Raw genomic sequence first — 25918 nt, forward strand, 5'->3', positions numbered from 1 at the left:
CGTCGATATCGAGCCCCCCCGCGGCGGGCGCCTCCATTAGATTGGCCCCCATGGGTTCTTCTCGTGAGGAAGCGCGGGGGTCGGCCGCGCCATCGGGGCTCGTATCGGTGGTGCGCCTGCCCCATAGCTGGTTCATCCTCTGCACCTCGAGTGAGTTGGGCCACAAGCCCCTCGCCCGCACGCTGCAGGGCTCGCCGCTCGTCCTCTTCCGCACCGCGGAGGGCAAGCCCGCGGCGCTCGCGGACCGCTGTCCCCACCGCAACGTGCCCCTGTCCCTCGGCCGCGTGGTGAACGGCCAGCTCCAGTGCGGCTACCACGGCTGGCGCTTCGACGCCTCGGGCCAGTGCCGCGCCGTCCCCGGCCTCATCGGCGAGCCCGAGGCGAAGAGCCGCTGCGCCGCCTGGCACGCCACGCGCGAGCAGGAGGGCTTCGTCTGGGTGTACTCCACCCCCGGCGTCGAGCCCGCGCACGAGCCCTACCGCTTCCCCCTGCTGGACACCCCGGGCTACAGCACCGTGCGCCGCACCCTGCGCGCCGGGGGCTCGCTCCATGCTCTGCTGGAGAACACGCTCGACGTGCCCCACACCTCCTTCCTCCATGGCGGGCTGTTCCGCACCGAGAAGCAACGCCATGAGATCGACGTGGTGGTGCGCCGGGGTGCCCAGCAGGTGGAGGCCGAGTACATCGGCGAGCCCCGGCCCGAGGGGCTCGTGGGCCGCCTGCTCGCTCCGGGCGGCGGGGTGTTGCAGCACTTCGACCGCTTCCTCATGCCCTCCATCGCCCAGGTGGAGTACCGCCTGGGCGCCGACAGCCACCTGATGGTCACCTCGGCCATGACGCCCGCCGAGGACTGGGACACCTGGGTGTACGCCGTCGTCACCTTCCGCCTGCCCCTGCCTCACTGGCTCATCAAGCCCTTCATCACCCCCGTCGCCCTCCACATCTTCAAGCAGGACGCCCGCATCCTCGAGCGCCAGACGGAGACCATCCGCCGCTTCGGCTCGGAGACCTTCGCCTCCACCGAGGTCGATGTGCTCGGCCCCTCCATCCTCCGCCTCATGCGCCAGGCCGGGCGTGAACAGCCTCCTGGTTCATTGGAGGTCCAAGAGACCCGGCTGAAAATGCAGGTGTGACGCGGAGCGGCTGTCGGGTGACGGACAGTCGTCTCGCCTCCAGGAAGGACGGATTTTTCACCAGCACACAGAACCGGGGGGGCGGGGATGGCCGCCTGCCAGGGTGAATGGTCACCCTGAGGACATGCGGCCCTCGCTTTCGCCTGAAAAGCGCTTCTTCGCGCAGTCCGTGGATGCCTTGTTCATCCGTGCCCTGGGGCCGCACCTGTCGCGGGAAGGGCGGCGTCGGCTCAAGGACGCGGGCCTGGACCTGAGCGAGCCCCTGCGGCCGTGGTACACGCTGGAGCAGTGGAAGGCGTTCCTGCGGGTGGCGGCCAAGGACGTCTTCCCGGGGGCGTCCGAGCGCGAGGCCTGGTCCTCCCTGGGCGAGCGCTACCTGCAGGGCTTCCGGCTGACGGCGCAGGGGCGCGCGAGCATGTCGCTCGTCACGCGGCTGGGCCCCCGGCATACGCTCGAGCGCGTGCCGCACAACATCCGGGCCGGCAACAACTTCAACGAGGTCCGCGTCGAGGAGCTGGGCACCCACGCCGCCACGCTGTGGATGAAGGACATGGCCGCGGACAATCCCTACTTCGCCTGTGGCTTCCTCGCGGAGACGCTGCGCGCCGCGGGGGCCGGGGACATCCACGTGGAGCCCGTGGCCTGTGATGGCACGTCCGCCACCTTCCGGCTCACCTGGACGCACGCCGCCACCCGCCCGGTGGCCGGCCGCTCCATGGGGCGCTGAGGGACTCCGCGGGACGCCGGGCCTCAGCCGTGCCCGAACTCGTTCTGGGCGCGTGGCGAACAGGCGCTTGCCGGGCAGGTGTGCTCTTCCAGGAGCACCTCGGCCGCCGGGTTCGCGTACTCACAGAGGAAGTCCTCGCGGTCAGGTGGGGTTTCACCTCCTGACGCATGGCGTCTGCCACCGCGAGTGAATGGCGGCGAAACAACAGTCGTGGGAGGCCGGACGTGGCGTGCAGGACGTGTGTCCAACCCTTGTCCCGGGATGCGACGCCGGGGGCGTGCGTTGACGCCCGACCGCAACCGATGTTCAGTCTGAGGGAGCACCCATGGCCCCACAGATCGCCCTCGCCTTCACTCCCGCCGTGACCGCGCACCCGGCTCTCGGCTCCTTCCATCCGGTGGTCCAGGCGTGGTTCGCCGAGCGGCTGGGCGAGCCCTCGCGTCCCCAGGTGGAGGGCTGGCCGCTCATCCAGGCCTGGGAGGACGTGCTCATCGCCGCGCCCACCGGCAGCGGCAAGACGCTCACCGCCTTCCTCGCCGCGTTGGATCGGCTCTTCCGCCTGGCACTGGAGGGGGCGCTGCCGGATCGCACGCAGGTGCTGTACGTGTCGCCCCTCAAGGCGCTGGGCAACGACGTGCAGAAGAACCTGCTCCAGCCGCTGGAGGAGCTGCTGCGGCGCGCGCGGGCCGCGGGCTATTCGCCCCAGGAGTTGAGGGTGGAGGTGCGCACCGGGGACACGTCGGCGGCGGATCGCGCGCGCATGGTGCGCCGGCCTCCGCACATCCTCATCACCACGCCCGAGTCGCTCTACCTCTACCTCACGGCGGATCGCGCGCGGGCCACGCTGCGCGGCGTGCGCACCGTCATCGTGGACGAAATCCACGCCCTGGCGCGAGACAAGCGCGGCAGCCACTTCGCCCTGTCGCTCGAGCGGCTCAAGGCCATCACCGAGGTGCGTCCCCAGCTCATCGGCCTGTCGGCGACGCAGAAGCCGCTGGAGGCCATCGCCGCCTTCCTCACGGGCGAGCGCGCCGAGGCGTGCCGACTGGTGCAGGTGGGGCACCAGCGGCCGTGGGATTTGCGGGTGGAGATTCCCGACGCGGAGCTGGGCTCGCTGGCCACGCACGAGATGTGGGGCCAGGTGTATGACCGGCTGGTGGCACTGGCGGGGGAGCACCGCACGACGCTCGTCTTCGTGAACACGCGCAAGCTGGCCGAGCGCGTGGCGCATGACCTGTCCGAGCGCCTGGGGACGGACAAGGTGGCGGCGCACCACGGCAGCATGTCGCGGGAGATGCGGCTGTCGGCCGAGGAGCGGCTCAAGGCGGGACAGCTCTCGGTGATGGTGGCCACGGCGTCGCTGGAGCTGGGCATCGACGTGGGCAACGTGGACCTGGTGGTGCAACTGGGCAGCACGCGCTCCATCTCGGTGCTGTTGCAGCGGGTGGGCCGCGCGGGTCACTACAAGGGTGGGGTGTCCAAGGGCGTGCTCATCGCCATGACGCGCGATGAGCTGATGGAGTGCGTGGCGCTGCTGCACGCCGTGTACGAGGGGGACCTGGACGCGGTGCGCATGCCGGAGAAGCCCCTGGACGTGCTGGCGCAGCAGGTGGTGGCGGCGTGCGCGTGCGAGGAGTGGGACGAGCGCGCCCTCTATGGCCTGTTCCGCCGGGCCTGGCCCTACCGTGACCTCACCTGGGAGGAGTACGAGAAGGTGCTGGAGACGCTCTCGGAGGGAGTGTCGCTGCGGCGCGGGCGCGCGGGCGTGCACCTGCACCGGGACCGGGTGAACCAGCGGCTCAAGGCGCGCCGGGGCGTGCGCATCACCGCGCTCACCAATGGCGGCGCCATTCCGGACACCTTCACCTTCAACGTGGTGGCCGAGCCCGAGGGCAAGACGGTGGGCACGCTGGACGAGGACTTCGCGGTGGAGTCCTCGCCCGGGGACATCTTCCTGCTGGGCACGACGGCGTGGCGCATCCAACGGGTGATGGGCTCGTCGGTGATGGTGGAGAACGCGCACGGCCAGCCGCCCACGGTGCCCTTCTGGCGGGGCGAGGCCCCGGGCCGCACGGACGAGCTGAGCGTGCACGTGGGCAGGCTGCGCGAGGAGCTGCTCCAGCGCTCGGACGCGGCGCGCTTCCTGGAGAAGGAGCTGAAGCTGACGCCGCCCGCGGTGGACGCGCTGATGGCGTACCTGCGCGCGGGGCTCCAGGTGCTCGGCGTGGTGCCGAGCCACCGCACCATCGTGGCCGAGCGCTTCTTCGACGAGGCGGGCGGCATGCAGCTCATCCTCCACGCGCCCTTCGGCAGCCGCGTCAACCGGGCCTGGGGGCTCGCGCTGCGCAAGCGCTTCTGCCGCACCTTCGACTTCGAGCTCCAGGCGGCGGCCACCGAGGACGGCCTGCTGCTGTCCCTGGGCGAGCAGCACTCCTTCCCCTTGGAGGACATCTTCTCCTTCCTCACGCCCGACAACGTGGAGGAGGTGCTGGTGCAGGCGGTGCTCCAGGCGCCGCTGTTCGGCACGCGCTTCCGGTGGAACGCGACGCGGGCGCTGTCCCTGTCGCGCTTCTCCGCGGGCAAGCGCGTGGCGCCCAACCTCCAGCGCGCCCGGAGCGAGGACCTGCTCGCGGCGGTGTTCCCCGCGCAGGTGGGGTGCCAGGACAACCACGGCGGCGCGGACGTGGAGCTGCCGGACCATCCGCTCGTGAATCAGACGATGCAGGACTGTCTGCGCGAGGCCATGGACATCGACGGTCTGCGCGAGGTGCTGCGGGGCATGAAAGAGGGCCGCATCCAGCTCGTCGCCCGGGACGTGCCCGAGCCGAGCGTGTTCGCCCACCAGATGGTGAACAGCCAGCCGTACACCTTCCTGGACGACGCGCCGGCCGAGGAGCGCCGGGTGCGCAACGTGGTGCTGCGTCGCACGCTGCCCGCGGAGGACTCGGCGGCCTTCGGCGCCCTGGATGCGAGCGCCATCGAGCAGGTGGTGCGCGACGCGGCCCCGCCCCTGCGTGACGAGGACGAGCTGCACGACGCGCTCCTGCAACTGGTGCTCCTGCCCGAGGCGCGGGTGCCGGGCGGCTTCGTCAGGAGCCTCATGGCGCAGCGGCGGGTGGCGTGGATGGAGGTGGGGGACGCGCGCTACCTCGTGCCCGCCGAGCGGCTGCGCGCCCTGCGCGCCCTGTTCCCCGACGTGCTCCTACAACCGGCGCTGGAGCCTCTGGCGGGGGACAAGCCGGTGGAGCGCGACGCGGCGGTGGCCCTGGTGGTGCGCGGCTGGATGGAGCTGCTGGGCCCCACGACGGCGGCGGAGCTGGGGACGATCCTCTCCCTGGACGAGTCCGAGGTGAACATCGCGCTGCACCAGCTCGAGGCGGCGGGAGGCATCCTCCGGGGCCGCTTCCGGCCCGAGGCCCCGCCCGGCGTGGTGGAGTGGTGTGACCGGCGCCTGTTGCAGCGCATCCACCGGCTGACGGTGGGACGGCTGCGCAAGGAGATCGAGCCGCTGAGCGCCCAGGACTTCATGCGCTTCCTCTTCCGGTGGCACCACCTGGAGGAACTGGACGCGCTGCGCGGCTCCACGGGCCTGTCCAAGGCCATCGGTTTGTTGCAGGGCTACGAGGCGCCCGCGTCGGCCTGGGAGCGCTTCCTGTTGCCGGCGCGGATGAAGGGCTACCTGGGCGATCTGCTGGAGCGCGCGTGCTACTCGGGCGAGGTGGCCTGGGGCCGGCTCACGCAGAAGGAGGCCAGGCCCGTGCCCGGCCCACGCCGGGGTGCTCCCGCGACTCCCCCCGAGCCCGAGCCCGCGCGCTCCCGGGCGGCGGCGCCCAACCGCAACGCGAGCCTGTCCTTCGTGCGGCGCGAGGACCTGGACTGGATGCTCTCCGCGGCGCGGCCCAACGCGGTGCTGGCGGATGGTGGTGTCCTCGTCCCGCCGGACCTGTCCGGACCGGCCAGGGACGTGGTGGCGGTGCTCGAGCAACGCGGCGCCTGCTTCTTCACGGACCTGTGCTCGCGCTCGCGGCGGCTGCCCTCGGAGGTGGAGGACGCGCTGTGGGAGCTCGTCGCCCGGGGGCTCGTCACGGCGGACGCGGTGCAGAACCTGCGGGTGTTGCAGAGCCCGGCCCAGCGCAAGCGGCAGAAGCAGTTGCAGCGCGGGGGCCCGGGCCGCTGGAGCCTGCTGGTGCCCTCGGAGCCCAAGGGCGAGGACGAGGTGCGCGAGTCGCTCGCGCGGCTCTTCCTCCAGCGCTACGGCATCGTCTGGAGGGACCTGGTGATGCGTGAGGCGCTGGCGCCCTCGTGGCGCGAGCTGCTCTACGTGTACCGGCGCATGGAGGCGCGCGGGGAGATTCGCGGAGGCCGCTTCGTGGCGGGTTTCGTGGGGGAGCAGTTCGCCCTGCCCGACGCGGTGGACGTGGCGCGAGCGGTTCGCCGGCAGGCGCCCTCGGGCGTGCGCGTGCAGATTTCCGCGGTGGATCCACTCAACCTCACCGGAGTGGTGACGCCGGGGCCGCGCGTGCCCGCCACGGTGGGCAACGTCGTCACCTACGTGGACGGCGTGCCCCAGGGCTTCGACGACCAGGGCGACGGGGACGAGCAGGCCGAGAGCGAGGCGGAAGCGAGCGGCGTGGCGTCGGCGAACTGAGGGGGCGGCTCAGCGCGGGGTGATGCGCACGGGCAGATGGCCGGAGGGCCGCAGGGTGATGACGGGCTCGGGCCGCGGTGTGTAGCCCTCCACCAGCCTTGGCCGGTGGTGCTGCGCGAGCGTCGCGAGGATCAACGTCCCCTCCATCAGCGCGAAGTTGTTGCCGATGCACTGCCGCGGGCCGCCGAGGAAGGGGAAGTAGGCATAGCGCGGCCTCGCGGCGACCTTCTCGGGCGTGAAGCGGTCCGGATCGAAGCGCTCGGGATCCGGCCAGAACTCCGGCAGGCGGTGCGTCATGTACGCGCTCATGTCGACCGAGGACCCGCTGCGAACCTGGTAGCCGCAGATGACGTCGTCCTCCACCACCTTGCGGCTCAGGGCGTAGGCGGGTGGGTAGAGACGCAGCGTCTCGTCCAGCACCCGGCGTGTGTACACGAGCCGGGGGATGTCCTCCACCGTCGGCGGGCGGCCACCGAGCACGGCATCCAACTCCGCGTGCAGCGTGCGCTCCGCGTCCGGGTTCTGGGCGAGCAGTGCCCAGGTCCACGAGAGCGCGTTGGCGGTGGTCTCATGGCCCGCGAGCAGCATCGTGAGCACCTCGTCCTGCAGATGCGTGTCATCCATCCGCTCGCCGGTCTCCTCGTCCCGGGCGAGCATGAACATGGAGAGCAGATCGCCCCGGTCCTCCGTGTGGGCGCGGCGCTCCGCGATGACCCGGGTCACCACCTGCCGCAGGGAGCGGTTGGCGTCGCGGAAGGCCCGGTCATAGGCGGTGGGCAGCACGGGCGGGATGAACCGCAGCGAGCGGAAGCGCTCGACGGTCTGTTCGCTGATGACGGTGAAGGCGCGGCCCACGGCCTCGGTGTCCGCGCGGACGTCGGCGCCCAGCAGCGCCTCGCCGACGATGCGCAGGGTGAGCGACATCATGTCCACCGCTCCGAGGCGGGGCTCTCCCGTTCGCTGGGCTTCGGCCCACTGCTCGGACAGCTCCACGGTGGCTCGCACCATCTGATCCGCCATGGCCGAGATGCGGGCCCGGTGGAAGGCCGGCTGCGCGAGCCTGCGCTGCTTCATCCACGTGTCGCCCTGGCTCGTGAGCAGACCATCCCCGACGACGCGGCGGACCATGGCGTAGCTGAAGTGGTCCTTGGTGTAGTTCTTCACGTTGTCCTGCAGCACGTGCTTGATGCCGTCCGGGTGGCTCACGAGGTAGGAGCGCCCGAGGCCGAACCGGTACTGGGCCACGGGCCCGTGCTCGGCCGCCGTGCGCAGGAACCAGCCCAGGATGTCCTTCCGGGCCTCGCGAACGACGCCGATGAGGGGCAGGCCCCGGGGGCCGGTGGGGATACGGGGCGCTGGGGCGCGTGGAGCCGCGGACGTGTCGGTCATGAGGCGATTCTACGGTGGCGCGGCCCTGGGTCCCGTCGATGCTGGAACAGCCGTGTACCGGGCAGGGCGGCGAGCCTCGCCCGTCATGGTGTTCTGCACCGACGGGGCGGCACCGCGCTGAGCGGGTGGCTCACGTGCGGTAGATGGGCGCACCCATCGGCGAGCCCGTGGTGCCCCCATCGACGAAGAACTCGGCGGCCTGGATGTTCGACGCATCATCCGAGGCGAGGAACAACACGGTCTTCGCCACCTCGTCGGCCTCGCCCATGCGCCCGAGCGGAATACCCCGGGCGAGGCGCTTCTCCATCGCGGCGTAGGCCTCGGGGGTGGACGCCTGCGCGGACCAGATGGGTGTATGGGACGCACCGGGCGACACCACGTTGACCCGGATGCCGCGCGGAGACAGCTCCGAGGCCAGCACGCGCGCCATGGAGCGCACCCCCGCCTTGCTCGCCGCGTAGGCCGCGTACCCGGGTGCTCCCAGCACGCTGTGCACGGAGCCATTGAGAATCACGGACGCCCCCTTGTTCAGGTAGGGCACCGCCGCCTGGACGGTGAAGAACACCGACGTGAGATTCACCCGCAGCACCTCCTCGAAAGCCTCCAGGGATGTCTTGCCCAGCGGTGTGGTCCCCCCGATACCCGCGTTGGCGAACACGATGTCCAGTGAGCCGAACCGCTCGGCCGCTCGGGCCACCGCCCGCTCCGTCGCCGCCACGTCCTTCACGTCCGCCTGGAGGGTGAGCACGTTCGGGCCCAGCTCCCTCGCCGCGGCGTCGAGCGTCTCCTGATTGCGCCCGGTGATGACGACCCGGGCCCCCTCGGCCAGGAACAACCGCGCCGTGGCCAGACCGATGCCGCTGTTTCCACCCGTGATGAACGCCACCTTGTTCTCGAGTCGCATCCGCGCCTCCCGTGTTCTGGTTTCATCATGAAACCGATGTGGCTTCTTAAGAAGGTCGGTTTTATGATGCAACCACAAAGCACGGACGGCGCATGGCGCGGGAAGAACGTGGGAGGAGGAGCTGGTGAAGCGCACGAGCCTCGAATCAGCGCAGTGTCCCATCGCGAGATCGTTGGACGTCATCGGGGACTGGTGGTCCCTGCTCATCATCCGTGACGCGGTGCTGGGCAAGCGCCGCTTCGGTGAGTTCCAGAAGAGCCTGGGCCTGGCGAAGAACATCCTGGCGGCGCGCCTGCGCACGCTGGTGAGCCACGGCATCCTGGAGATGGCGCCCGCGTCGGATGGCAGCGCCTATCAGGAGTACGTCTTGACGGAGAAGGGACGCGGCTTGTTTCACGTCCTCGTAGCGCTCCGGCAGTGGGGCGATGCGTATTTCTTCGAGCCCGGAGAGTCCCCCTCGGAGCTGGTGGACCGGAAGCACGGCCGGCCCGTACGGACGTTGGAACTGCGCGCGGAGGATGGGCGGCTCCTGGGGCCGGATGACACCGAGGTGCGCCGGCTCGTCTGACTCCTTCCCCGAGGGCCTGGGGGGCGGAATCGGGTCGTGAGCGGAACTCCGGTGGTGTGATAGGGGGGCGAGCCATGAACGAGGCACCCGCTGGCCGTTCGGGTTGGACCCTGCCGCCGATTCCGGCGGTGTTGCTCGCCATCGTGAGTGTCCAGGGGGGCGCGGCGCTCGCGAAGGGGATGTTTCCGGTGCTCGGCGCGGCGGGGACCGCGGGGCTGCGCGTCGTGTTGGCCACGCTCATCCTGCTCGTGGTCTTCCGTCCCCCCTTCACGCGCCTCACCCGGGCCCAGTGGGTCGCGGCCATTCCGTATGGCCTGGTGCTCGGCACGATGAACCTCAGTTTCTACCTCGCCCTGAGCCGCATCCCCCTGGGTCTGGGCGTCACGCTGGAGTTCGTCGGTCCGCTCGTGCTCGCGGTCACCGGCTCGCGGCGGGCCCTGGACTTCCTGTGGGTGGTGCTCGCCGCGCTCGGCATCGTCCTCATCACGCCGTGGAGTGCCAGGCCGGGAGCGCTCGATCTGGTGGGCGTGCTGCTCGCGCTCTTCGCGGGAGCTTGCTGGGCGGCGTACATCGTGCTGGGCGGGCGGCTGTCCCGGGTGTTGCCCGGGGGGGCGGGGGTCGCGGTGGGGATGGTGTTCTCGAGCCTCGCGATCCTGCCCTTCGCCCTCGCGTCCGGCGTGGTGGCGAAGTTGAATCCCACGCTGCTCGCGGCGGGCCTGGGAGTTGCGCTGCTCTCGGGCGCGCTGCCCTACACCCTGGAGTTGATGGCGTTGCGCGTCCTGCCGAGCCGCACCTTCGGTATCCTGATGAGCCTGGAGCCCGCGGTGGCGGCCCTCATGGGGCTCGTGTTCCTGCACGAGCACCTCTCCCCGGTGCAGTGGCTCGCGGTGGTGCTGGTGAGCGCTGCTTCGGCGGGGGCCACGCTCACGGCGCGCCGCGCGCCTTCGCCGCCCGTCGAGGCTTGAGCGGCTCGGGTCGCAGCGCGCCGTGAACGATGACGTGGGACGTCAGCGCGGCGTGAGCTTGAGCAGCTTGCCGTTGGTGGCGTCGGTGAGCAGGTAGAGCGCTCCCTCGGGGCCCTGCACCACCTCGCGGATGCGCTCCTTGCGCTCCGTGAGCAGCCGCTCCTCGCCCACCACGCGGTCATTCCTCATCATGAGCCGCACCAGCGCCTGGCTGGCCAGGCCGCCGATGAAGACGTTGTTCTTCCACTCGGGGAAGAGGTCCCCGGAGTAGATGGTCATGCCCGACGGGGCGATCACCGGATCCCAGTAGTACACGGGCTGCTCCATGCCCGGGCCCTGGGTGCTCTGGTGGATGGGCGCGCCGGAGTACTCCTCGCCGTAGCCGATGGTGGGCCAGCCGTAGTCCTTGCCGGCCTCGGGACGGTTGAGCTCGTCACCCCCTTGCGGCCCCATCTCCACGATCCACAGCCGCTTCTGGCCGTCGAGCGCCGCCGACAGGATGTTGCGGTGGCCCACCGACCAGATCTCCGGCTTGGCCTCCGGATTGCTCAGGTACGGGTTGTCCTGGGGCACCGAGCCGTCGGGGTTGATGCGCACCACCTTGCCGAAGTGGCTCTTCACGTCTCGCGCTTGCACCCGGCCCTCGAGGATGGAGCGCTCGCCGAGCGTGACGAACAGCTTGCCGTCGGGGGTGAACACGAGCCGTCCGCCCGCGTGCAGGGTCGACTCGAGCGTGGGCAGCATCCGGAAGATGACCTGCACGTTCTCCACGCGCGGCTTCTCCCCGTCCACGAGCTTCGCGCGCGCCACCGCCAGGCCGTTGCCGATCGCCTGGCCTTTGTCGTCCTTGCGCGGCTCGTAATAGGTCCAGTAGATGAGGCCGCTCTGGGCGTAGTCGGGACCCACCTCCACGTCGAGCAGACCACCCTGGTTGCGGGCATCCACGGCCGGCAGACCCGTGACGGCGGGGGACTTCGCGCCCTGGGGCGTGACGATGTAGAGGGCGCCGGGCTTCTCCGTCACCAGCATGCGCCGGTCGGGCAGGAATGCGATGGCCCAGGGATTCCTGAAGCCCGAGGCAATCTCGGTGACCTGGAAGGTCGTCTTCGATTTGACTTCCGGGGCACGCGTCTGATCGGGGAAGGCCGGTTCGAACTCGGGCACGTTGGGGGGGCCCGTCGTGACCGGGGGGCCGCTGGGAAGGGGTTCTTCCGGCGGGACGCCTGCGTCGGTGGGCTCCTGCGGCGTGACGCCCGCGTCGGTGGGCTCCTGTGGCGTGACGCCCGCGTCCTCGGGGGTTTTGTCGGGGGGCTGGTTGCCACAGCCCGACAGCAGGGCGGCGATGATGAAGGTCGTTCTCAAGGTTCGCATGTGACTCTTTCCACGGGATGATGGGTCGGTACAGGGGCGGTGAACGAGGCGGGTTCAGCGTCCATGCGGGGGGAGGATCGTATGCCTCCTTGGTGATCAAATAACCAGGGGTGACACGTTTCGCCATCAAGCCGCCTGGCGGGCGCGCTCCAGGAGGAAGTTCACGAGGGCGGGCCAGGACTCGCGCAGCTTGTCGGTCGAGGCCTCGCCGAACACGGTGATGGGGTCCACGTAGCGGCGCTCGCCGGAGAGTTGCTCCACGCTCCAGGAGAGGAGGGCGTCGCGCAGCCCGCGCAGGGGGCCGCCGAGCACGTGGGTCGCGGGCCCTTCGAGCAGCGTGCGGGTCTGGGCCCAGTCCTCGCGCCGGCAGGTGATGACGGCCTGGGTGACGACGACGAGGGGCTCCTCGGCATCCAGGGCCCTGGCCTCCGCGAGCCGCTTCTCCGCGACGCCCAGGGCTCCCTGGAGCGCGGAGATCAGCGCGAGCCGCACGGGGATGTGCTTGCGGATGGAGGCGGGAAGCTCCTTGATGTCCTGGGCGGTGGTGAAGTCCCGCGCGGCCGCGTCCAGATGCCACAGCCCGAGATGGCACACGCCGACGTTGAAGGGGATGATGCCCTGTCCCTGGTTCTTGAGCAGGGGACGCGCGAGCTCGAACTTCTCGAGGGCGGCGGCGATGCGGCCGCGGGACAGGAGATCACTGCCCTCGGCGTTCAAGCGCCATCCCTTCTGGACCCGATTGCCGAGGAAGACGCCGACCACGACGGCACCTCCCACCACGAGGGCCACGGGAATCCAGCCCGACAGATCCGGGAGCGGCTCGCCGGGTTGTCTGAAGAAGGCGTAGAAGGCGACGTACAGCACGATGAGCAGCACCCAGAGGGCGATGGTCCGCATCCAGCTTGGCATCGGCCTTCCGTAGCATGAGGGGCGCGGGGAGGTGGATTTGACGTGCGCGCCCCGGGGGCGAATACGATGCGCGCCTCATGAGATTCCACGGGGTGGCCCTGATGGGCCTGCTGTTGCTGGGCAGTGGCTGCATGGAACAGGTGCGCGCGAGCAGCCGCTCCAAGCTGACGGAGAAGCAATCCAAGGTCGTTCTCACGGGGACCGCGGACGATGCGGCGCGCCGGCTCACGGAGCTGTTCTCGCGGCGGAAGTTCCTGCTGGCGGATCGCCAGGTGCGCAAGGACGGAGCGTCCCTCTACCTCTTCAAGGGCCAGCGCTCGGAGCTCACGAGCGTGTCGAGCTTTGGGTACGGTGTGTCCGGTGACACGTACACGGTGGGGTCCGCGTTCTACGCCCGGCTGACGCCCCAGACGGACGGCACCACGCAGGTGGAGCTGTTCGGCAAACCCACGCTCGATGGTCACGTGGTGTGTGGCGAGCAGGATCCGGCCTGGGTGCCGCGCTGCGAGGAGGAGGTCCTCGCCGGTGGCACGTGGAATGGCCTCGATCTGATGACGGGCCGCGAGGAGGCGGAGACCCTTCGCGGCATGTTGGTGGAGATGGAACTGGAGAACTCCGGTGGGCCCGGCTCCCGGGTGTTCACTGCCGGGTCCGACGAGCCGGCGAAGCCCTCCTGTGTCGCCTCGGAACTGCCCGAGTGGCGGACGAGCAATGCCGTCGAGAAGAAGCGGCTGCTCGAGAAGTGCCGCGCGCCGGACTCGGAGGAGGGCCCCCGGGCGGTGGAGTCCCTGTAGCTCCGAGCCATTCCCGGGCCCGCGCCTACCGTGTGCTGGCCTCTGGGGCGCGGAAGCCGTGCATGTGCGCCACCTCGTCGCGAAGGGCGGCTTCGAACATCGCCTTTTGCAGGGAAGGCAGGGGCCAGTGGGTGTACTCCGCGCTCTGCAAGGCGGAGTAGGTGGCGTATTCCTCGGTCCTCCACTCGGTGATCCGCCGCAGGCGCTCCTCGTCCCCCATCCCGGTGGCGGCCTTCTTCATGAGCTGGAGCCCCAAGAGCCGCTCGACGATGGAGGACTCGTCGGAGAGGCGCGAGCCGATGCGCCACATGGCCTCGCCCAGACGCTGGCGCTCGGCGGGAGTGAGCGTGTCCCACGAGAGTTCGGCGCGTGACTGGAGCAGCCAGGGCGCGGGGCCGACCAGCGCGAGGACGGAGACCGTGTACGCATGGTTGTCCGCGGGGGACACTCCGATGGTCTCGAATTGGCGCAGGATGGATTGGTAGAGCGAGAGGAACTCGCTCTGGCGCCAATCGGGCAGTTGGGAGAGGTCTTCGAGTTCTTGAATCTCTCGGGCCGTGAGGGGTGTCTTGTCGCTGGTCCCCTCCAGCAGGAGCAGGGCGCGCAGCTGCATGGACTCCGGATGCTCGGCGGAGAGCGTGGCGAGGCGGGTACGCAGGGCGGCTCGGAGCTGAGCGCGCAGCGGAGCAGGCAGACGGTCGCTCTTGATGTCCTCGGCGATGGGGTTGAGCAGCTCGGGAGTGGTGAGCCCGGGAAGGTAGGCGATGAGGGCCCGGGCCTGCTCGGCATCAACGGTGTGCATGGAGAGAGCGAGCAGGAAGCGCTGCTCGGCCGAGAGTTCCTGCTTCCAGACCTTCTCGAGGCTGGAAGTCGCGGTGAACGGATGCGGCTCCTGCTGCTTCTCCGGCAGGAGGAAAGAGTCCCTGAAATCGGGCCGGCCGATGCCATTCCAGGCCTGGAGGTAGGCCTCACGCCAGCCCAGGGAAGGCCGGGTGCGTCGGAGCGCGAGGAGAGACTCCAGCAGGCGCGGCTCGGGACTCTCGGGAAGAGTCTGGCGCAAGGTGAGGATGTGGCCCGCCGCGCCGTCCAGCTCTCCGGCCTCGAGGGCCTCACAGGCGCGGGTGAGGAGCTCGGAGGGTGAGCGGGTCTGGGCGGAGACCCTGGCCAGAGCGGGGGCCGCCGCCGCTTCGAGGCACCAGGGCCCCAGTGTGAAGGCGAGCAGGGCCTGGGCCAACTGGCGTGCCTGGTGCCAGGAGCGGTTGCGGAACGATTGGACGGGTGTCATGGGCCCGAGCATAGCCGGGCCCGTGCTTCCGCGAACCCCGGCCTCCGGGACGGTCAACACTTCACCTCGCGACAATCGGTGCCTCCGCCTGGAACAGGACCTGGTCGCGCGGGATGCCGAGGGTGTCGAGCCTGGCCTGGGCGGACTCGAGGGCCTCCACCTCGACGAGGCCCACCCGGAGGTAGCCCGTCGTCTCGTCGAAATCGAGCGTCCCGACGCCCGGCACGCCCAGGACGTCCCGGGCGGCCTCCTTCATCTGCTCGGAGGCACTTCCGCGGGGGGCGCGCACCCGCACGGAGATGTGGGCGGCGTCCTCCTGGAAGATGTCTCGCAGCCGGGCCTCCGCGCTCTCGCGCTGCTCGGGGTCGAGCAGGGAGACGACCCATGCACCGTCCTCGCGCGTGACGCCGCCGAAGGCGGGGACTTCCTTCGTCACGCGGATGAACTGCCGGGTGAGCGCGCTCTGCTCCTGCTCATTTCCAGGTCCGGGGGCGTTGCAGCCAAAGGAAAGAAGGACACACAGCAGCAGGGCGGCTCGATTCGACATGCGGGTTCCCCCAGGGCGTCAGGTGTTCAATCCCGCAGTATAAAGGTCCTACGGGAAGCCGGGCGGGAAGGTGCTGGCATCGTTGGGATCGACGCCGGAGCTGATCAGCTCCTCCATCGTCTGGCTGTGGGCCTCGCACAGGGGAGTGCCGGTCGATGAGCGGACGATGAGGGTCTTCCAGGCCAGCAGCGCGCCATCCGTCATCTTCCGGCTCTGGAGGGTGAAGTCCCCGAGCTGCACCTGATCGACGATCTGGTCGGCCGTGTTGCGCGTGTCTCGCGCCCCGCGCGTGTTGTAGAGCGCCTGGGTGTCGAGGATGTCGTCGTTGAGCGAGTCCTCGAAGTAGAGCTGGGACGTGACGGACGCGGTGTCGCCGATGCGGATGATGAAGTGGATGTGGATCGCCCGGCCCGAGTACCAGCCTGGGAAGCAGGTATCGAAGTCCACCCGGCCGTCGGCGTCCGTCGTCTGCACGCCGCGGAACCACCGCCCGGCGCGGGCCTCGGCGTTGTCGGGATTGCAGAACGGGTGCTGGTCCTCGCCCGAGTAGACGCCCGCCGGTCCGGCATGCCAGATGTCGACGGTCGCGCCCGGGATGGGCTTGCAGGACTCATCCAACACGCGCAGCGCGAGGCGCACGGGCAAGCCGTTCTGCCCCTCGCTGATGTCCTTGCGCACCAACGTGGCGCCGTAGCAGGGGCCCTGGATCTGCTCGCACGTGAGCTTGCACACCGTGCCCGAAGCGGAGGCGAACGGGTTGGGGTAGGAACTGGCGCCCGTCATCGCGGCGGTGCCCCCGGTCGCCCAGGCCGTCGTCCCCGGCGTCTCGCCACCGCAGGCGAGGAGCTGGCCGAGGGGGATGGCCATCATCGTCAAGCCGAGGCCCTCGAGGACCTGCCGGCGCGTCATGTTCTTGGTCATGTTCGAGGAAGTAGCCCGTTGCCCCAATGGGCCACTAGCCCTCGCACGAGCAACGCTGTGTTGCCAGTCGGGAACGCTCTCGCCCTGCCCGGGGCGCGTCAGCGTTTGTTCTGCATGAAGCGCCAGGCGGACTCCACGATGGTGTCGAGCTTCTGGTGCATGGGACGCCAGCCGAGCTCGCGCATGATGCGCGCCGAGCTGGCGATGAGCACCGCGGGATCCCCGGGCCGCCGCGGCCCCTTGCGCACGGGAATGTCCCGTCCGGTGACGCGGCGGGCGCAGTCGATGACCTGCTTCACGCTGTAGCCCTCCCCGCCGCAGCCCAGGTTGTAGATGGAGCTCGCGTGCCCCTCCGCCAGCGCGTGCAGGGCGCGCACGTGCGCCTGCGCCAGGTCCACCACGTGGATGTAGTCGCGCACGCAGGTGCCATCCGGGGTGGGGTAGTCGTCACCGAAGACGGTGACCTCGGGGATCAGCCCCACCGCCGCCTGGAGCACGAGCGGGATGAGGTGCGTCTCGGGCGAGTGGCGCTCGCCACAGCGCTCCGTGGCGCCTGCCGCGTTGAAGTAGCGCAGGCTCACGAAGCGCAGCCCATAGGCCCCGTCGTACCAGCGCAGGGCGCGCTCGAAGGCGAGCTTCGTCTCGCCGTAGGGGTTGGTGGGCTGGGTGGGATCGCTCTCCTCGATGGGCTGCTTGGCCGGCTCGCCGTAGACCGCGGCGGTGGAGGAGAAGACGAGGTACTTCACCTCCGCCTCGCGCATGGCGTCCAGCAGGCTGAGCCCTCCGAGGACGTTGTTGTGGTAGTACTTCGCCGGGGCCTTCACCGACTCGCCCACCAGCGAGTCGGCCGCCATGTGCACCACCGCCTCCACCTTGTGTTGGATGAGCGTGCCGCGCAGCAGCTCGGTGTCGAGCAGGTCGCCCTTCACGAAGCTGGCGCCCTCCACCACCGCCTCCCGGTGGCCCTTGTAGAGGCTGTCGTAGACGACGACCTCGTCACCCCCCCGCAGCAACTCCTCCGTCACCACGCTCCCGATGTAGCCGGCACCACCCGTCACCATGACTTTCATCGACTGTTCCTCCACGGACCGCGCGGGCCGCCCGGCCCCTTCCGGCCGGCCTTCGCGCGGGCTTGATTTCGTCGTCCACGGGAGAGCGCTCCAGGGCCTGGGGAAGAGGGGGCACGAGGTGGGCGCGCTCGCTCGCCAGGATACTGTAACGCGGCCGGGGCGACGCCCACCCGGAGGATTCCAGGGGACGCACCTCCACCCGTCCCAGGGACGGTGGTCACGGTACACGTCGAGTCCTGGCTACTCATGCGGCAAGAGTAGGCACCCCGGGTTGACGGGGAGTCACTGTGCTCCCGCCCGGTCGCGAGGCAACCCGGCGGAAGCGGGGCTGCCCCACGACTAAGGCGCGGTGCAGGTGAAGCTCGCCGCGGAGGCGGGATCTCCCTCTCCTTTGTAGCGGGGATAGAGGGGGTACTTGCACAGGGGCCGGGCGAGGAGCGGTGCGCCGGTCTGGAGGTCCACCTTCGCCGCCACGAGGTTCGCGCTGGAGGGGGCGATGCCCTTCTCCACCCAGTTCTCCAGCGCGGGGAGCAGGTTGACGCTGTCCGCGCCGGCGCCGCCCATGCAGTGGTTGACGCCCGGGGCGGGGAAGTACTCGACGAAGGAGTCCGCCGCGGCCTGCCCGCCGGACGCCTGGATCACCCGCTGGTAGTAGGCGGCCGTGCCGTTCAGGGAGATGGCCGCGTCGGTGCCGCCGTGCCAGAGGATGAGCTTGCCGCCCCGGGCGCGGAACCGCTCGAGGTTGGCGCTGTTGGCGGACACCTGCGCGGAGACCTCGGAGATGCGCGGCTGCCACGCTTGGGGATCGAAGGCCAGGGGGTTGTAGTTCGGGTCCCGGGTGATGAAGTAGCGGACGATTTCACGTCCGAAGATGCCGCCGGCCGAGAGGGAGAGGTTGCCATCGCCCGTCATCCACGCGGTCCAGCCTCCGGGGTCCGCCTCACCGCCAGCGGGCCAGCCCTCGTTGATGACGGAGCTGTCGAGCCGGGTGGGGGAGTAGAGGGTGCGGGCCGAGGCGACCTGTTCCGCCGTCAGACAGGTGTCCTGGTCCGCGCCGGTGCATTGGAGGGTGCCGGGGTCGAACTGGCAGGCGGCCGGGTGGGAGATGATGCCGTCGGCGAGGCCGTCCTTGCCGTCACAGGCGTCGAGCACGGCCTTGCCCAGGGTGGCGAGCTTGGCGGTGGAGAGGTTGGCGCCGGGCTTCGACAGCTGCTGGAAGTTCTGGTTGAAGGCGATCATCAGCTCCACGAAGTTGTAGGCGGGGGCGCGGGCGATGATGCCGTCGAAGTCGTCGGGCCAGCGCTGGGCCTGGATGAGGGCCTCGCGGCCACCGTTGGAGCAGCCCTCGAAGTAGGTCTTCTCGGAGTTCCTGCCGTAGCGCTCGCGGATGATGTCCTTGGCGAAGGGCAGCACCCGGTGGATGGAGCGGTCGGCGAAGTCCGCGAGCTTCTCGGGGTCCAGGGCGAAGGAGCCGTCGAAGACCTCGCCGGTGTGGCCGCCGTTGGAGGCGATGGCGGCGTAGCCCTGCGCCGTATAGACGTCCGTCGGGGCAATCACCCCGTCGAAGCCACCGCCCCCGGAGTAGAGGGTCTTCCCGTTCCAGTTCGTGGGCAGGCGCACCTCGAACTGGAGATCGGCGGGGAGTTTGCCGGTGACCTTGCAGTACTCGGGCAGGGTGCTGGAGGCGGCGACGAGCGTGGCCTCCGTGATGCTGGCGCCCTCGAAGGTCTTCTCGCCGAGGCGATCACAGCGCTGCTGGGCTGTTTCCTCGGGGGAAGTGGGAGCATGGGTGCACCCTCCGAGCATCAGTGTCACCACCGCCATTGGCACCGCTGCCTGCTTCATCTTGACTCGTCCGCTCATGCTGTCTCCCTGGGGTCGTCGTCCGCTCGAACAGAGCGCCACCGAGGCCCGAAATGGAAGCATTCATGGACAGGAGTGCGCTTTCCCGCCACTGATTTTTGAGTAGCGGATGCATGGGTATGCGCGGCTGCAATGCTGTCATGCACAAAAGAAGATTGCCCTGCGCTTGTTGACAGTGCGATCCAGACATCGTGCCAGGTGCGCCCACCCAGGCACAAGGCAGCAGGGGCGTGGGCTTGGGGGAGACGTCCATGCGCCCTCCGAGTTCCCCCAAGCTCTGGAGCACCTGGGTCTACCTGTCTCTACGCAAACAGCCCACGCAGGTGCCTCTCCAGGATGGGGATCATTTCCCTCACCTTGGGCGAAGAAAAGCGCTGAGGAGGGTAGACAAGGTGCACCGGCGCATACTCCGTGGCCCAATCCGGAAGTACCCGGACGAGCCTCTTCCTGGTGAAGTCTTCCTTGAGCAGGGGTTGGGGCACCAAGGCCAACCCCGCCCCGAGCCTCACGAGGCTCAGGATCCAGGAGAAGGACGTGGACGAGACCACGAAATCCGGCTTCAACCGGACGGCCTCTCCGCCCGCCGAGCGAAGGTGCCACAGCATGTCACCCTTGTTGCCCTCCTTGAGCACGAAGCCGATGCACGGATGCGCCACGAGGTCTCGCGGGTGCTGAATGGCCGAGGCGCCCTGGAGATAGCGGGAGCTCGCCACCACGACCGAGTTTCCCACCCCGAGGCGCTTGGAGCGCAGGCTGGAATCTTCCAGGTGCCCTCCCCGGATGGCGATATCGAATCCCTCGGTGATGAGGTCCACGTAGCGATTGCTTATATGGGTCTCCACCTTGACCTGAGGATACTTGTTCCGAAACTCGCTCACGGCGGCGGAGACCTCCAAGGACGGGCAATCCGCGGGCGCGCTGATCCTCAAGGTACCGGTGGGCTGCCGCCGGGTCGCCGTGGCTCCCTCGAAGGCACCCAGCAGGGTCTGGATCGCGACTTCGGATTCCTTGAAGAAGGCGGCGCCCTCGTCCGTCAGTTTCAACTTCCGGGTGGTTCGGGTCAGGAGACTCACCCCCAGGGTCCTTTCCAGGCCAACCACCCGGTCACTCACGGTGGAGACGGAGAGACCGAGGCTCCGAGCGGCCTTGCTGAAGCTTCCCGCCCTCACCACGTTCACGAAGATCAGCGCTGCATTCAAATCCGGATTCATTTTTCGCCTATCCGGAAAATATATTGAGATTCTTCGCCCTTCTCAAGGTAATCCGTCGGGCCAAGAATGGGGGTATCCCATGAGCGAGACCCCGATGACCAAGACCATTGCGAAGGAATCCATCCAGCAACTCTTTACCGAAGCCCGCACCCACCATTTCTGGCAGGACAAGCCCATCTCGGAGCAGACCCTGCGGGAGCTCTACGAGCTGATGAAATGGGGACCCACGTCGGTGAACTCCGCCCCAGCGAGGATCGTGTTCGTGCGGAGTGAGTCGGAGAAGGCCAGACTCTATCCCGCCTTGATGGGGTCCAACATCGAGCAGGTGAAATCGGCCCCCGTGACGGCAATCATCGCCTACAATGAGAAGTTCTACGAAGATCTGCCCCGGCTCTTTCCGAGCTATGATGCGAGGCATTTCTTCACCAATGATCCCAAGTTCAGCTACGACACCGCCTTCCGCAACAGCTCCCTCCAGGGCGCCTACTTGATTTTCGCGGCCCGCGCCCTGGGCTTGGACGCCTGCCCCATGTCAGGCTTCGACAATGCGGAAGTGGACAGGGTCTTCTTCTCGGGCACGGCCCTCAAATCGAACTTCATCTGCACGCTCGGGTACGGTGACAGTTCGAAGCTCTACCCGCGGGGGCCGCGCCTGGCTTTCGAGGAAGTGTGCACGATTGTTTGATCGCCCCCGTTCCATGGCGGTCATTAGGAAAACAAGGAGGACAGTGATGCACACTCGAATGGGGAGCCGGTTCACCGCGGTCCTGCTGGGACTGGTGCTGGGGGGGGCGGCCCTGGCGAAGGAGCCTGCGAAGGAGCAGGTGAAGGAGTCCTCGAGCAGGTCGGCCATCTCCACGCGACTGGACGCGGTCATCGATGGGGCGCTGGCCGACAAGCGGTTGGTGGGCACGGTGGTCTTGGTGGCTCGGGATGGACAGGTGATCTACCACCGGGCCGCCGGGCAAGCCGACCGCGAGGCGCACGTGCCCATGCGCGAGGACGCCGTCTTCCGGCTGGCGTCGGTGAGCAAGCCCCTGGTGTCCGCGGCGGCGATGGCGCTCGTGGACCAGGGCAAGCTCGGGCTCGAGGATCCGGTGACGAAGTGGCTGCCCACGTTCCGGCCGAAGCTCGCGGATGGCCGCGAGCCCGTCATCACCGTACGGCAGTTGCTCACCCACACGGCGGGACTCGACTATGGCTTCTTCCAGCCGCCGGCAGGCCCCTATGCGCGCGCCGGAGTGTCGGACGGGGTGGATGAGTCCGGGCTGAGCCTGGAGGAGAACCTGCGCCGCCTCGCCTCGGTGCCGCTGGGGTTCGAGCCGGGAACCCGCTGGCACTACTCGCTGTCCATCGACGTGCTGGGCGCGGTGGTGGCGAGCGCGGGTGGCGCGCCCCTGCCCCAGGTCGTCGAGCGGCTCATCACCCGGCCCCTGGGCCTGCGTGACACCGGGTTCGTGGCGAAGGCGCCCCAGCGGCTCGCCACGCCCTATGCGGACGGCAAGCCCGAGCCGGTACGCATGGGGGCCCACCACGAGATGAGCGTGGGCGGCGTTTCCTTCCGCTTCGTTCAGGGCCGGGCGCTCGATTCGCGCGCGTACCCCTCCGGAGGCGCTGGCATGGTGGGCAGCGCGGGTGACCTGCTGAAGTTCCTGGAGGCGGTGCGCACGGGAGGCGCGCCCTTGTTCCAGTCGTCGGCGACGGCCGCCGCGATGCTCGCGCCCCAGACCGGTACGCTGGAACTCCCCAACGATCCGGGATGGGCCTTTGGCTTCGGCGGCGCCGTGCTCGTGGATGCCACGAAGGCGGCCACGCCCCAGTCCCCGGGCACCTGGCGGTGGGCCGGCGCGTATGGGCACACCTGGTTCGTCGATCCGAGGCACCGCCTGAGCGTGGTGGCTCTGACGAACACGGCCATCGAGGGTATGTCGGGAGCGTTCCAGCGCGACCTCCGGGATGCCGTCTACGCCGGGCTCGCCGCGGAGGCCTCGACTCCCGCCGCCCCCGCCCCCGCTCGGTAGAGGTGGCGTGGCCAGCTGGGACAGGTAGGCGGGCGCGCCCGGCAGTCGTGAGGCTCGCTCGGCCACCTGGGCCGCTTCCCGATAGTTCTTCTCGAAGGTGCTCAGGTTGTAGGCGAGCAACATGTTCATCTTGAGATCATCGGGGAAGAGTTGCAGGCCCTTGTGCAGCAGCCGGCTGGACTCCTCCGTGTTGACCCAGGTCTCTCGTCCGAGGTTGGTGGGCAGCGCCCCCTCGGCGAACCTGTAGAACCATGTCGAAATGGGGATCCAGATCGGTGATGAGGTCCGCGTAGGGGTAGAGGTCGCGGTACTCCTCGGCCGTGCGGGTTCGGTCCGCAGTCTGGACGAGTTGGATCCAGAGGTAGCGATCAGCTGGATGTAGCCACGCCCCACCGCGCGCAGCACGTCCTCCGGTGGCAGGAGCACTTCCTGATGCGCACCCCGCGGGGGCTTGCGCGGCGGGGCCACCTGGCGAGGGCCATCAAAATAGAAAGGACATCTGGAGCATGTCCAGATGTCCTTGGAATTGTCAGCACTGGCCGAGCCGGGTCAGTCCCGTGCTCGGACGAGCATCAGGTGTTGCAGTCGACGTCGTTGTAGGAGAGGTAGGGCGAACCGGCGACGGCCACCGCCTCGTCGTTGCCGCAGGCCGCGGTGATGGTGGTGGTGTCCTTGGTCGAGATCCACCAGGTGTCGATGCCCACGGAGTCGTTGTCGACGTTACCGGCGGCCAGACCGGAGATGTTGCAGCCGATGCCGGTGGCGCAGCCGGCGAGGCCGGGCATGCCCGGGTCCGCGCCCGCGCCCGTGTAACCCGGGCTCTGCGGGGCGGCGTACTTGGGCGTGGCCGAGCCCGCGAACTTCGCGCTGTCCACGGTGATGCAGTTGGCGCCCTTGGTGTCGGTCACGCCCTTCTGCTCACGGAGGATGCAGGTGTTGGCCGTCGCGAAGTAGTAGGCGTAGCGGTTGCCACGCTCGGGCGAGAAGCCCACCGTCTGCACGTTCTCCGAGTACTTGTCCTTCTCCTGCAGGTAGGCGCGCTGCGAGGTGAACCAGGCCTTCAGGTTGGCCTTGGCCTCACCCTGCTTGGAGCGGGCCTGGAACTTGATGAAGTTCGGGATGGCGATGGCGGCGAGGATGCCGATGATGGCCACCACGATCATGAGCTCGATGAGCGTGAAGCCGCGGTTCTTGCGAACGAAGAGACGGTTCATGGGGTTTCTTTCTCGGAACGGCAGGGGGGATGACGGCAATGGATAGCATGCTCGAAGCCGTAGCGCAGTGCCAGCGTTAAAACACGCTGGGCCGGGCTGCTACACGCAGGACGGAAATGTGTTCGCGTGCGTGATGTGTGGAGGCAGGCGGCGGGTGCTGGCGGACGAGAAGGAAGAGGGAGGAGGGCGCGCGATTCTGGAGCACCTGGGGCTGCCCACGTCGAGGGCGAGCCTGGCTAAAGCCCAGGGGCCCGCCCAGCGCGCGTGGCGTTGAGCCCAAGCCGTCACGCGGCCCCACTAGCCCACGCTCCTTGCCGCCCCCCTGCTGGGTGGGCTGCTGGGGCCGACGTGTGCCTGAAGAGGGCTGCAGCGCCTCTCCACCGGCCCGGCGCACAGCCCTGGCGGCCCCCCTCAGCGGCCTTCTTCGCCCCCTTCGCTCCATCCCCCACCCTCAACAGGGCCCCTCTCCCGCCTGGTTTGCTTCACGTTCTTCAATCTGGCTTGCCTCGATGGGCTGCGAGGGAGCGCGACGACCGTCGGCACTCCCGTGTCTTGAAGCCGCGCCATCAGGGGCGAGCGGCGGCAGCCAGCTCATCGCGGTGTTCGGCCGCCCACCGTTCCAAGAAGTGGGGATCGGTGCAGTCCCATTCCGCGAACACCCCGAGATGCACGATGTGCCTCACGCCCGCCTTGGCGGCGGCGTCGATGAGTGTCTTGCTCTGGGCGAGCATCGCCACGGTGTAGCCGGTCAGGAGGAAGAGCCGATCGACGCCGGCGAGCGCGGCCCCGAACGTGCCGGGCTTGTCGAGGTCGAGGTAGACCGCGTCCTTTCCTTGCGACCTCAGCCGCTCGACTTCGGCGGGCCGGCGCGAACTGATTCGCACGCTCACGTCCGCGGCCTGCTCGAGATCCGCGACGACCTTCTTTCCCACCTGCCCGCTGGCCCCCAAGACGAGCACTCGTACCTTGCTTCGATTCGTTTCCATACTGTTCTTCCTGACTTGCTTGCGTCGAGGTTGCACTGACCTGGAAAAGCGTGTCCAGACGGACCGGCTTTCAGCCCCGCCGGGTCCGGCTGCGCGAGTGCGCGCAGCCGCGGTTCCTCGACCTGGGACAGCATGTCGAGGTGGACCGGCCGCCAGCCCAGTTCGGTCCGGCTGCGCTGGTCGAGCGAGCGGCTGCACGCCGAATAGATCCTCGCGCCCACAGGCCCGAACATCTCGTGCGCCTCCTCCATCGACAGGCTGCGGGTCGGAACGCCTGGATCCCGGGCCACGGCCTCGGCGATCCACCTCCATGGTATTTCTCCACCGGCGGCGTGATAGAGGGCCCCGGGCGCGCCACGCTCGATCGCCAACGAGTACAGCCGTGCGAGGTCGTCGTGGTGTACGCTCGAATAGACCGCCAGGCCCGAGCCGACGTAACAAGCCGCTCCGGTCGTCGCGACGGTGCGATAGACTCGCACCACCTGGCCATTGTCGCCGGGGCCCCAGATCGCTGGCGGGCGCACCACCATGCCGCGCACACCCGTTTGCGCCGCGGCTCGTACGATGCGCTCGGCCTCCACTCGCCCAACCAAGAACGGCGCCGGCTCGAACGGATCGTCCTCGGCGAGCGCGTCCGAGACCCAGTCGCCTCGGGTGTCTTTCATGAACACGCCGCTTCCGGACGTAAAGACAAGCGTCTTGCCCATCCCTGCCAGCGCCTGGCACAGCTCTTCCATGCAGCCGGGCGCGACCCTCGACCAGGTCGCCCAGGCGGCTATGGCCGAGATCGAGCGGCGGGAAGGGGACGAGGGCGAATTGCGGACGGCGCTGCAGGCGTGCCGGGCGCCTATACCACTGCCACGGTAGCGGCCAGAAAACACGGCCACGTCATACGGCCAGGCGGGCACTCAAAGTTTGCTATGCGCGTAGACAAACATCGCCTCGCCTAGAAATTCTACGAGGCGTGGGTGGTAGGCGTTGTGGAACGCCTTCATGTCAGCGTTCTCTGCATAGAAGAGCGCAGTGCCCACGTAGGCCTGCCGCGACGCGGGGTAGAAACGGGCCGCGATGGCGTAGTGCTGCGCAATCAGCTGCTGGACTGCGGGTGAAGACGGCTCGCTGTGGTCAATGAGCGGTGCCAGGTCACCGTAGAGGCGTTGGAAATCTTGGTGCGCCTGAGCCTTGTCTACGTGGGCCCATTGGTTGGTGGCGACAGTGGAAATTGAACAGCGGGCGGGCGCGGGGAGCAGTTGCTGGGCGCGCTTCAGAGTTGCCGCCATCCGCTCAGCCCGCGGGGCTGAACTGTCTCTGGAGTTTGGTTTGCCCGAGCCTCGGACCTGCGGCGGTGTTGAGGCTCGAGCCGCCCCAGCCTACTGGATGCGGGCGATGGGG

At 69.0% G+C, this 25918-nt stretch carries 22 protein-coding genes; 8 read left to right on the forward strand and 14 right to left on the reverse strand.

The genetic code is table 11. The features are described 5' to 3' along the window. Positions 1–50 precede the first annotated feature (50 nt). The 3 genes from CYFUS_RS06520 (at position 51) to CYFUS_RS06530 (ending at position 6508) form a co-directional block, all read left to right on the forward strand. Positions 51–1133: an aromatic ring-hydroxylating oxygenase subunit alpha gene (locus CYFUS_RS06520; protein ID WP_095984448.1), complete on the forward strand. Its 1083-nt coding sequence runs from the start codon at positions 51–53 to the stop codon at positions 1131–1133. 124 nt (positions 1134–1257) lie between these two features. After that, entirely contained in the window at positions 1258–1860 is a 603-nt protein-coding gene (locus CYFUS_RS06525) for a DUF2378 family protein (RefSeq protein WP_095984449.1), read from the forward strand. Positions 1861–2185: 325 nt separating this feature from the next. Then, a complete protein-coding gene (locus CYFUS_RS06530; protein WP_095984450.1) occupies positions 2186–6508 on the forward strand; it encodes a DEAD/DEAH box helicase in 4323 nt (1440 codons plus the stop codon). A 9-nt stretch (positions 6509–6517) separates the two neighbouring features. Here the strand turns inward: CYFUS_RS06530 and CYFUS_RS06535 are convergent, their stop codons facing one another. Together CYFUS_RS06535 and CYFUS_RS06540 are read right to left on the reverse strand one after the other, a co-directional pair. Then, positions 6518–7897, reverse strand: coding sequence for a cytochrome P450 (locus tag CYFUS_RS06535; RefSeq protein ID WP_095984451.1), 1380 nt, complete (start codon positions 7895–7897; stop codon positions 6518–6520). A gap of 130 nt (positions 7898–8027) precedes the next feature. Further along, positions 8028–8801 (reverse strand): SDR family oxidoreductase, encoded by a 774-nt coding sequence (locus CYFUS_RS06540; protein WP_095984452.1) that lies wholly within the window; start codon positions 8799–8801, stop codon positions 8028–8030. A 124-nt stretch (positions 8802–8925) separates the two neighbouring features. Here CYFUS_RS06540 and CYFUS_RS06545 point away from each other — a divergent pair, with 124 nt between their 5' ends. Together CYFUS_RS06545 and CYFUS_RS06550 are read left to right on the forward strand one after the other, a co-directional pair. After that, positions 8926–9369: a winged helix-turn-helix transcriptional regulator gene (locus CYFUS_RS06545; protein ID WP_198316478.1), complete on the forward strand. Its 444-nt coding sequence runs from the start codon at positions 8926–8928 to the stop codon at positions 9367–9369. Between the two features lie 74 nt (positions 9370–9443). Continuing rightward, on the forward strand, positions 9444–10334 hold the full coding sequence (locus CYFUS_RS06550) for an EamA family transporter (RefSeq protein ID WP_095984454.1): 891 nt from the start codon (positions 9444–9446) through the stop codon (positions 10332–10334). Between the two features lie 42 nt (positions 10335–10376). On the opposite strand, the gene CYFUS_RS06555 is transcribed toward CYFUS_RS06550, so the two are convergent. Continuing rightward, entirely contained in the window at positions 10377–11705 is a 1329-nt protein-coding gene (locus CYFUS_RS06555; protein ID WP_095984455.1) for a PQQ-dependent sugar dehydrogenase, read from the reverse strand. 126 nt (positions 11706–11831) lie between these two features. Next, positions 11832–12614 carry a hypothetical protein gene (locus tag CYFUS_RS06560; RefSeq protein WP_157758279.1) on the reverse strand — a complete coding sequence of 261 codons (783 nt, stop codon included), beginning with the start codon at positions 12612–12614 and terminating at the stop codon, positions 11832–11834. 77 nt (positions 12615–12691) lie between these two features. Here CYFUS_RS06560 and CYFUS_RS06565 point away from each other — a divergent pair, with 77 nt between their 5' ends. Next, on the forward strand, positions 12692–13408 hold the full coding sequence (locus CYFUS_RS06565) for a hypothetical protein (RefSeq protein ID WP_157758280.1): 717 nt from the start codon (positions 12692–12694) through the stop codon (positions 13406–13408). A 25-nt stretch (positions 13409–13433) separates the two neighbouring features. On the opposite strand, the gene CYFUS_RS06570 is transcribed toward CYFUS_RS06565, so the two are convergent. The 6 genes from CYFUS_RS06570 to CYFUS_RS06600 all read right to left on the reverse strand — a co-directional run bounded on the left by CYFUS_RS06570 (position 13434) and on the right by CYFUS_RS06600 (position 20305). Continuing rightward, positions 13434–14693 carry a hypothetical protein gene (locus CYFUS_RS06570; protein ID WP_157758281.1) on the reverse strand — a complete coding sequence of 420 codons (1260 nt, stop codon included), beginning with the start codon at positions 14691–14693 and terminating at the stop codon, positions 13434–13436. A 61-nt stretch (positions 14694–14754) separates the two neighbouring features. Continuing rightward, positions 14755–15240 (reverse strand): hypothetical protein, encoded by a 486-nt coding sequence (locus CYFUS_RS06575; RefSeq protein ID WP_095984459.1) that lies wholly within the window; start codon positions 15238–15240, stop codon positions 14755–14757. A 48-nt stretch (positions 15241–15288) separates the two neighbouring features. Continuing rightward, positions 15289–16161 carry a protocatechuate 3,4-dioxygenase gene (locus tag CYFUS_RS06580; protein ID WP_095984460.1) on the reverse strand — a complete coding sequence of 291 codons (873 nt, stop codon included), beginning with the start codon at positions 16159–16161 and terminating at the stop codon, positions 15289–15291. 98 nt (positions 16162–16259) lie between these two features. After that, positions 16260–17231, reverse strand: a complete 972-nt coding sequence (gene galE / locus CYFUS_RS06585; protein WP_095984461.1) for a UDP-glucose 4-epimerase GalE — start codon at positions 17229–17231, stop codon at positions 16260–16262. A 339-nt stretch (positions 17232–17570) separates the two neighbouring features. Beyond that, positions 17571–19094 (reverse strand): tannase/feruloyl esterase family alpha/beta hydrolase, encoded by a 1524-nt coding sequence (locus CYFUS_RS06595; RefSeq protein WP_095984462.1) that lies wholly within the window; start codon positions 19092–19094, stop codon positions 17571–17573. Between the two features lie 302 nt (positions 19095–19396). Next, complete coding sequence (locus CYFUS_RS06600) at positions 19397–20305, reverse strand: LysR family transcriptional regulator (protein ID WP_095984463.1); 909 nt, start codon at positions 20303–20305, stop codon at positions 19397–19399. A 94-nt stretch (positions 20306–20399) separates the two neighbouring features. On the opposite strand from CYFUS_RS06600, the gene CYFUS_RS06605 reads away from it, so the two are divergent. Both CYFUS_RS06605 and CYFUS_RS06610 read left to right on the forward strand, forming a co-directional pair. Further along, positions 20400–20990, forward strand: coding sequence for a malonic semialdehyde reductase (locus CYFUS_RS06605; RefSeq protein WP_095984464.1), 591 nt, complete (start codon positions 20400–20402; stop codon positions 20988–20990). A 46-nt stretch (positions 20991–21036) separates the two neighbouring features. Beyond that, on the forward strand, positions 21037–22326 hold the full coding sequence (locus tag CYFUS_RS06610) for a serine hydrolase domain-containing protein (RefSeq protein ID WP_095984465.1): 1290 nt from the start codon (positions 21037–21039) through the stop codon (positions 22324–22326). Between the two features lie 572 nt (positions 22327–22898). Here CYFUS_RS06610 and CYFUS_RS06615 read toward each other — a convergent pair. The 4 genes from CYFUS_RS06615 to CYFUS_RS06635 form a co-directional block, all read right to left on the reverse strand. Next, on the reverse strand, positions 22899–23540 hold the full coding sequence (locus CYFUS_RS06615) for a prepilin-type N-terminal cleavage/methylation domain-containing protein (protein ID WP_095984466.1): 642 nt from the start codon (positions 23538–23540) through the stop codon (positions 22899–22901). 566 nt (positions 23541–24106) lie between these two features. Next, positions 24107–24472 (reverse strand): SDR family oxidoreductase, encoded by a 366-nt coding sequence (locus tag CYFUS_RS06625; RefSeq protein WP_157758282.1) that lies wholly within the window; start codon positions 24470–24472, stop codon positions 24107–24109. Beyond that, a complete protein-coding gene (locus tag CYFUS_RS06630) occupies positions 24427–25263 on the reverse strand; it encodes an NAD-dependent epimerase/dehydratase family protein (RefSeq protein WP_157758283.1) in 837 nt (278 codons plus the stop codon). The genes CYFUS_RS06625 and CYFUS_RS06630 overlap by 46 nt, the downstream gene beginning before the upstream one ends. Before the next feature lie 171 nt (positions 25264–25434). Next, a complete protein-coding gene (locus CYFUS_RS06635; protein ID WP_095984469.1) occupies positions 25435–25806 on the reverse strand; it encodes a TipAS antibiotic-recognition domain-containing protein in 372 nt (123 codons plus the stop codon). Between the last annotated feature and the right edge of the window lie 112 nt (positions 25807–25918).

The sequence above is a fragment of the Cystobacter fuscus genome, assembly GCF_002305875.1.
Taxonomy (GTDB): Bacteria; Myxococcota; Myxococcia; order Myxococcales; family Myxococcaceae; genus Cystobacter; species Cystobacter fuscus_A.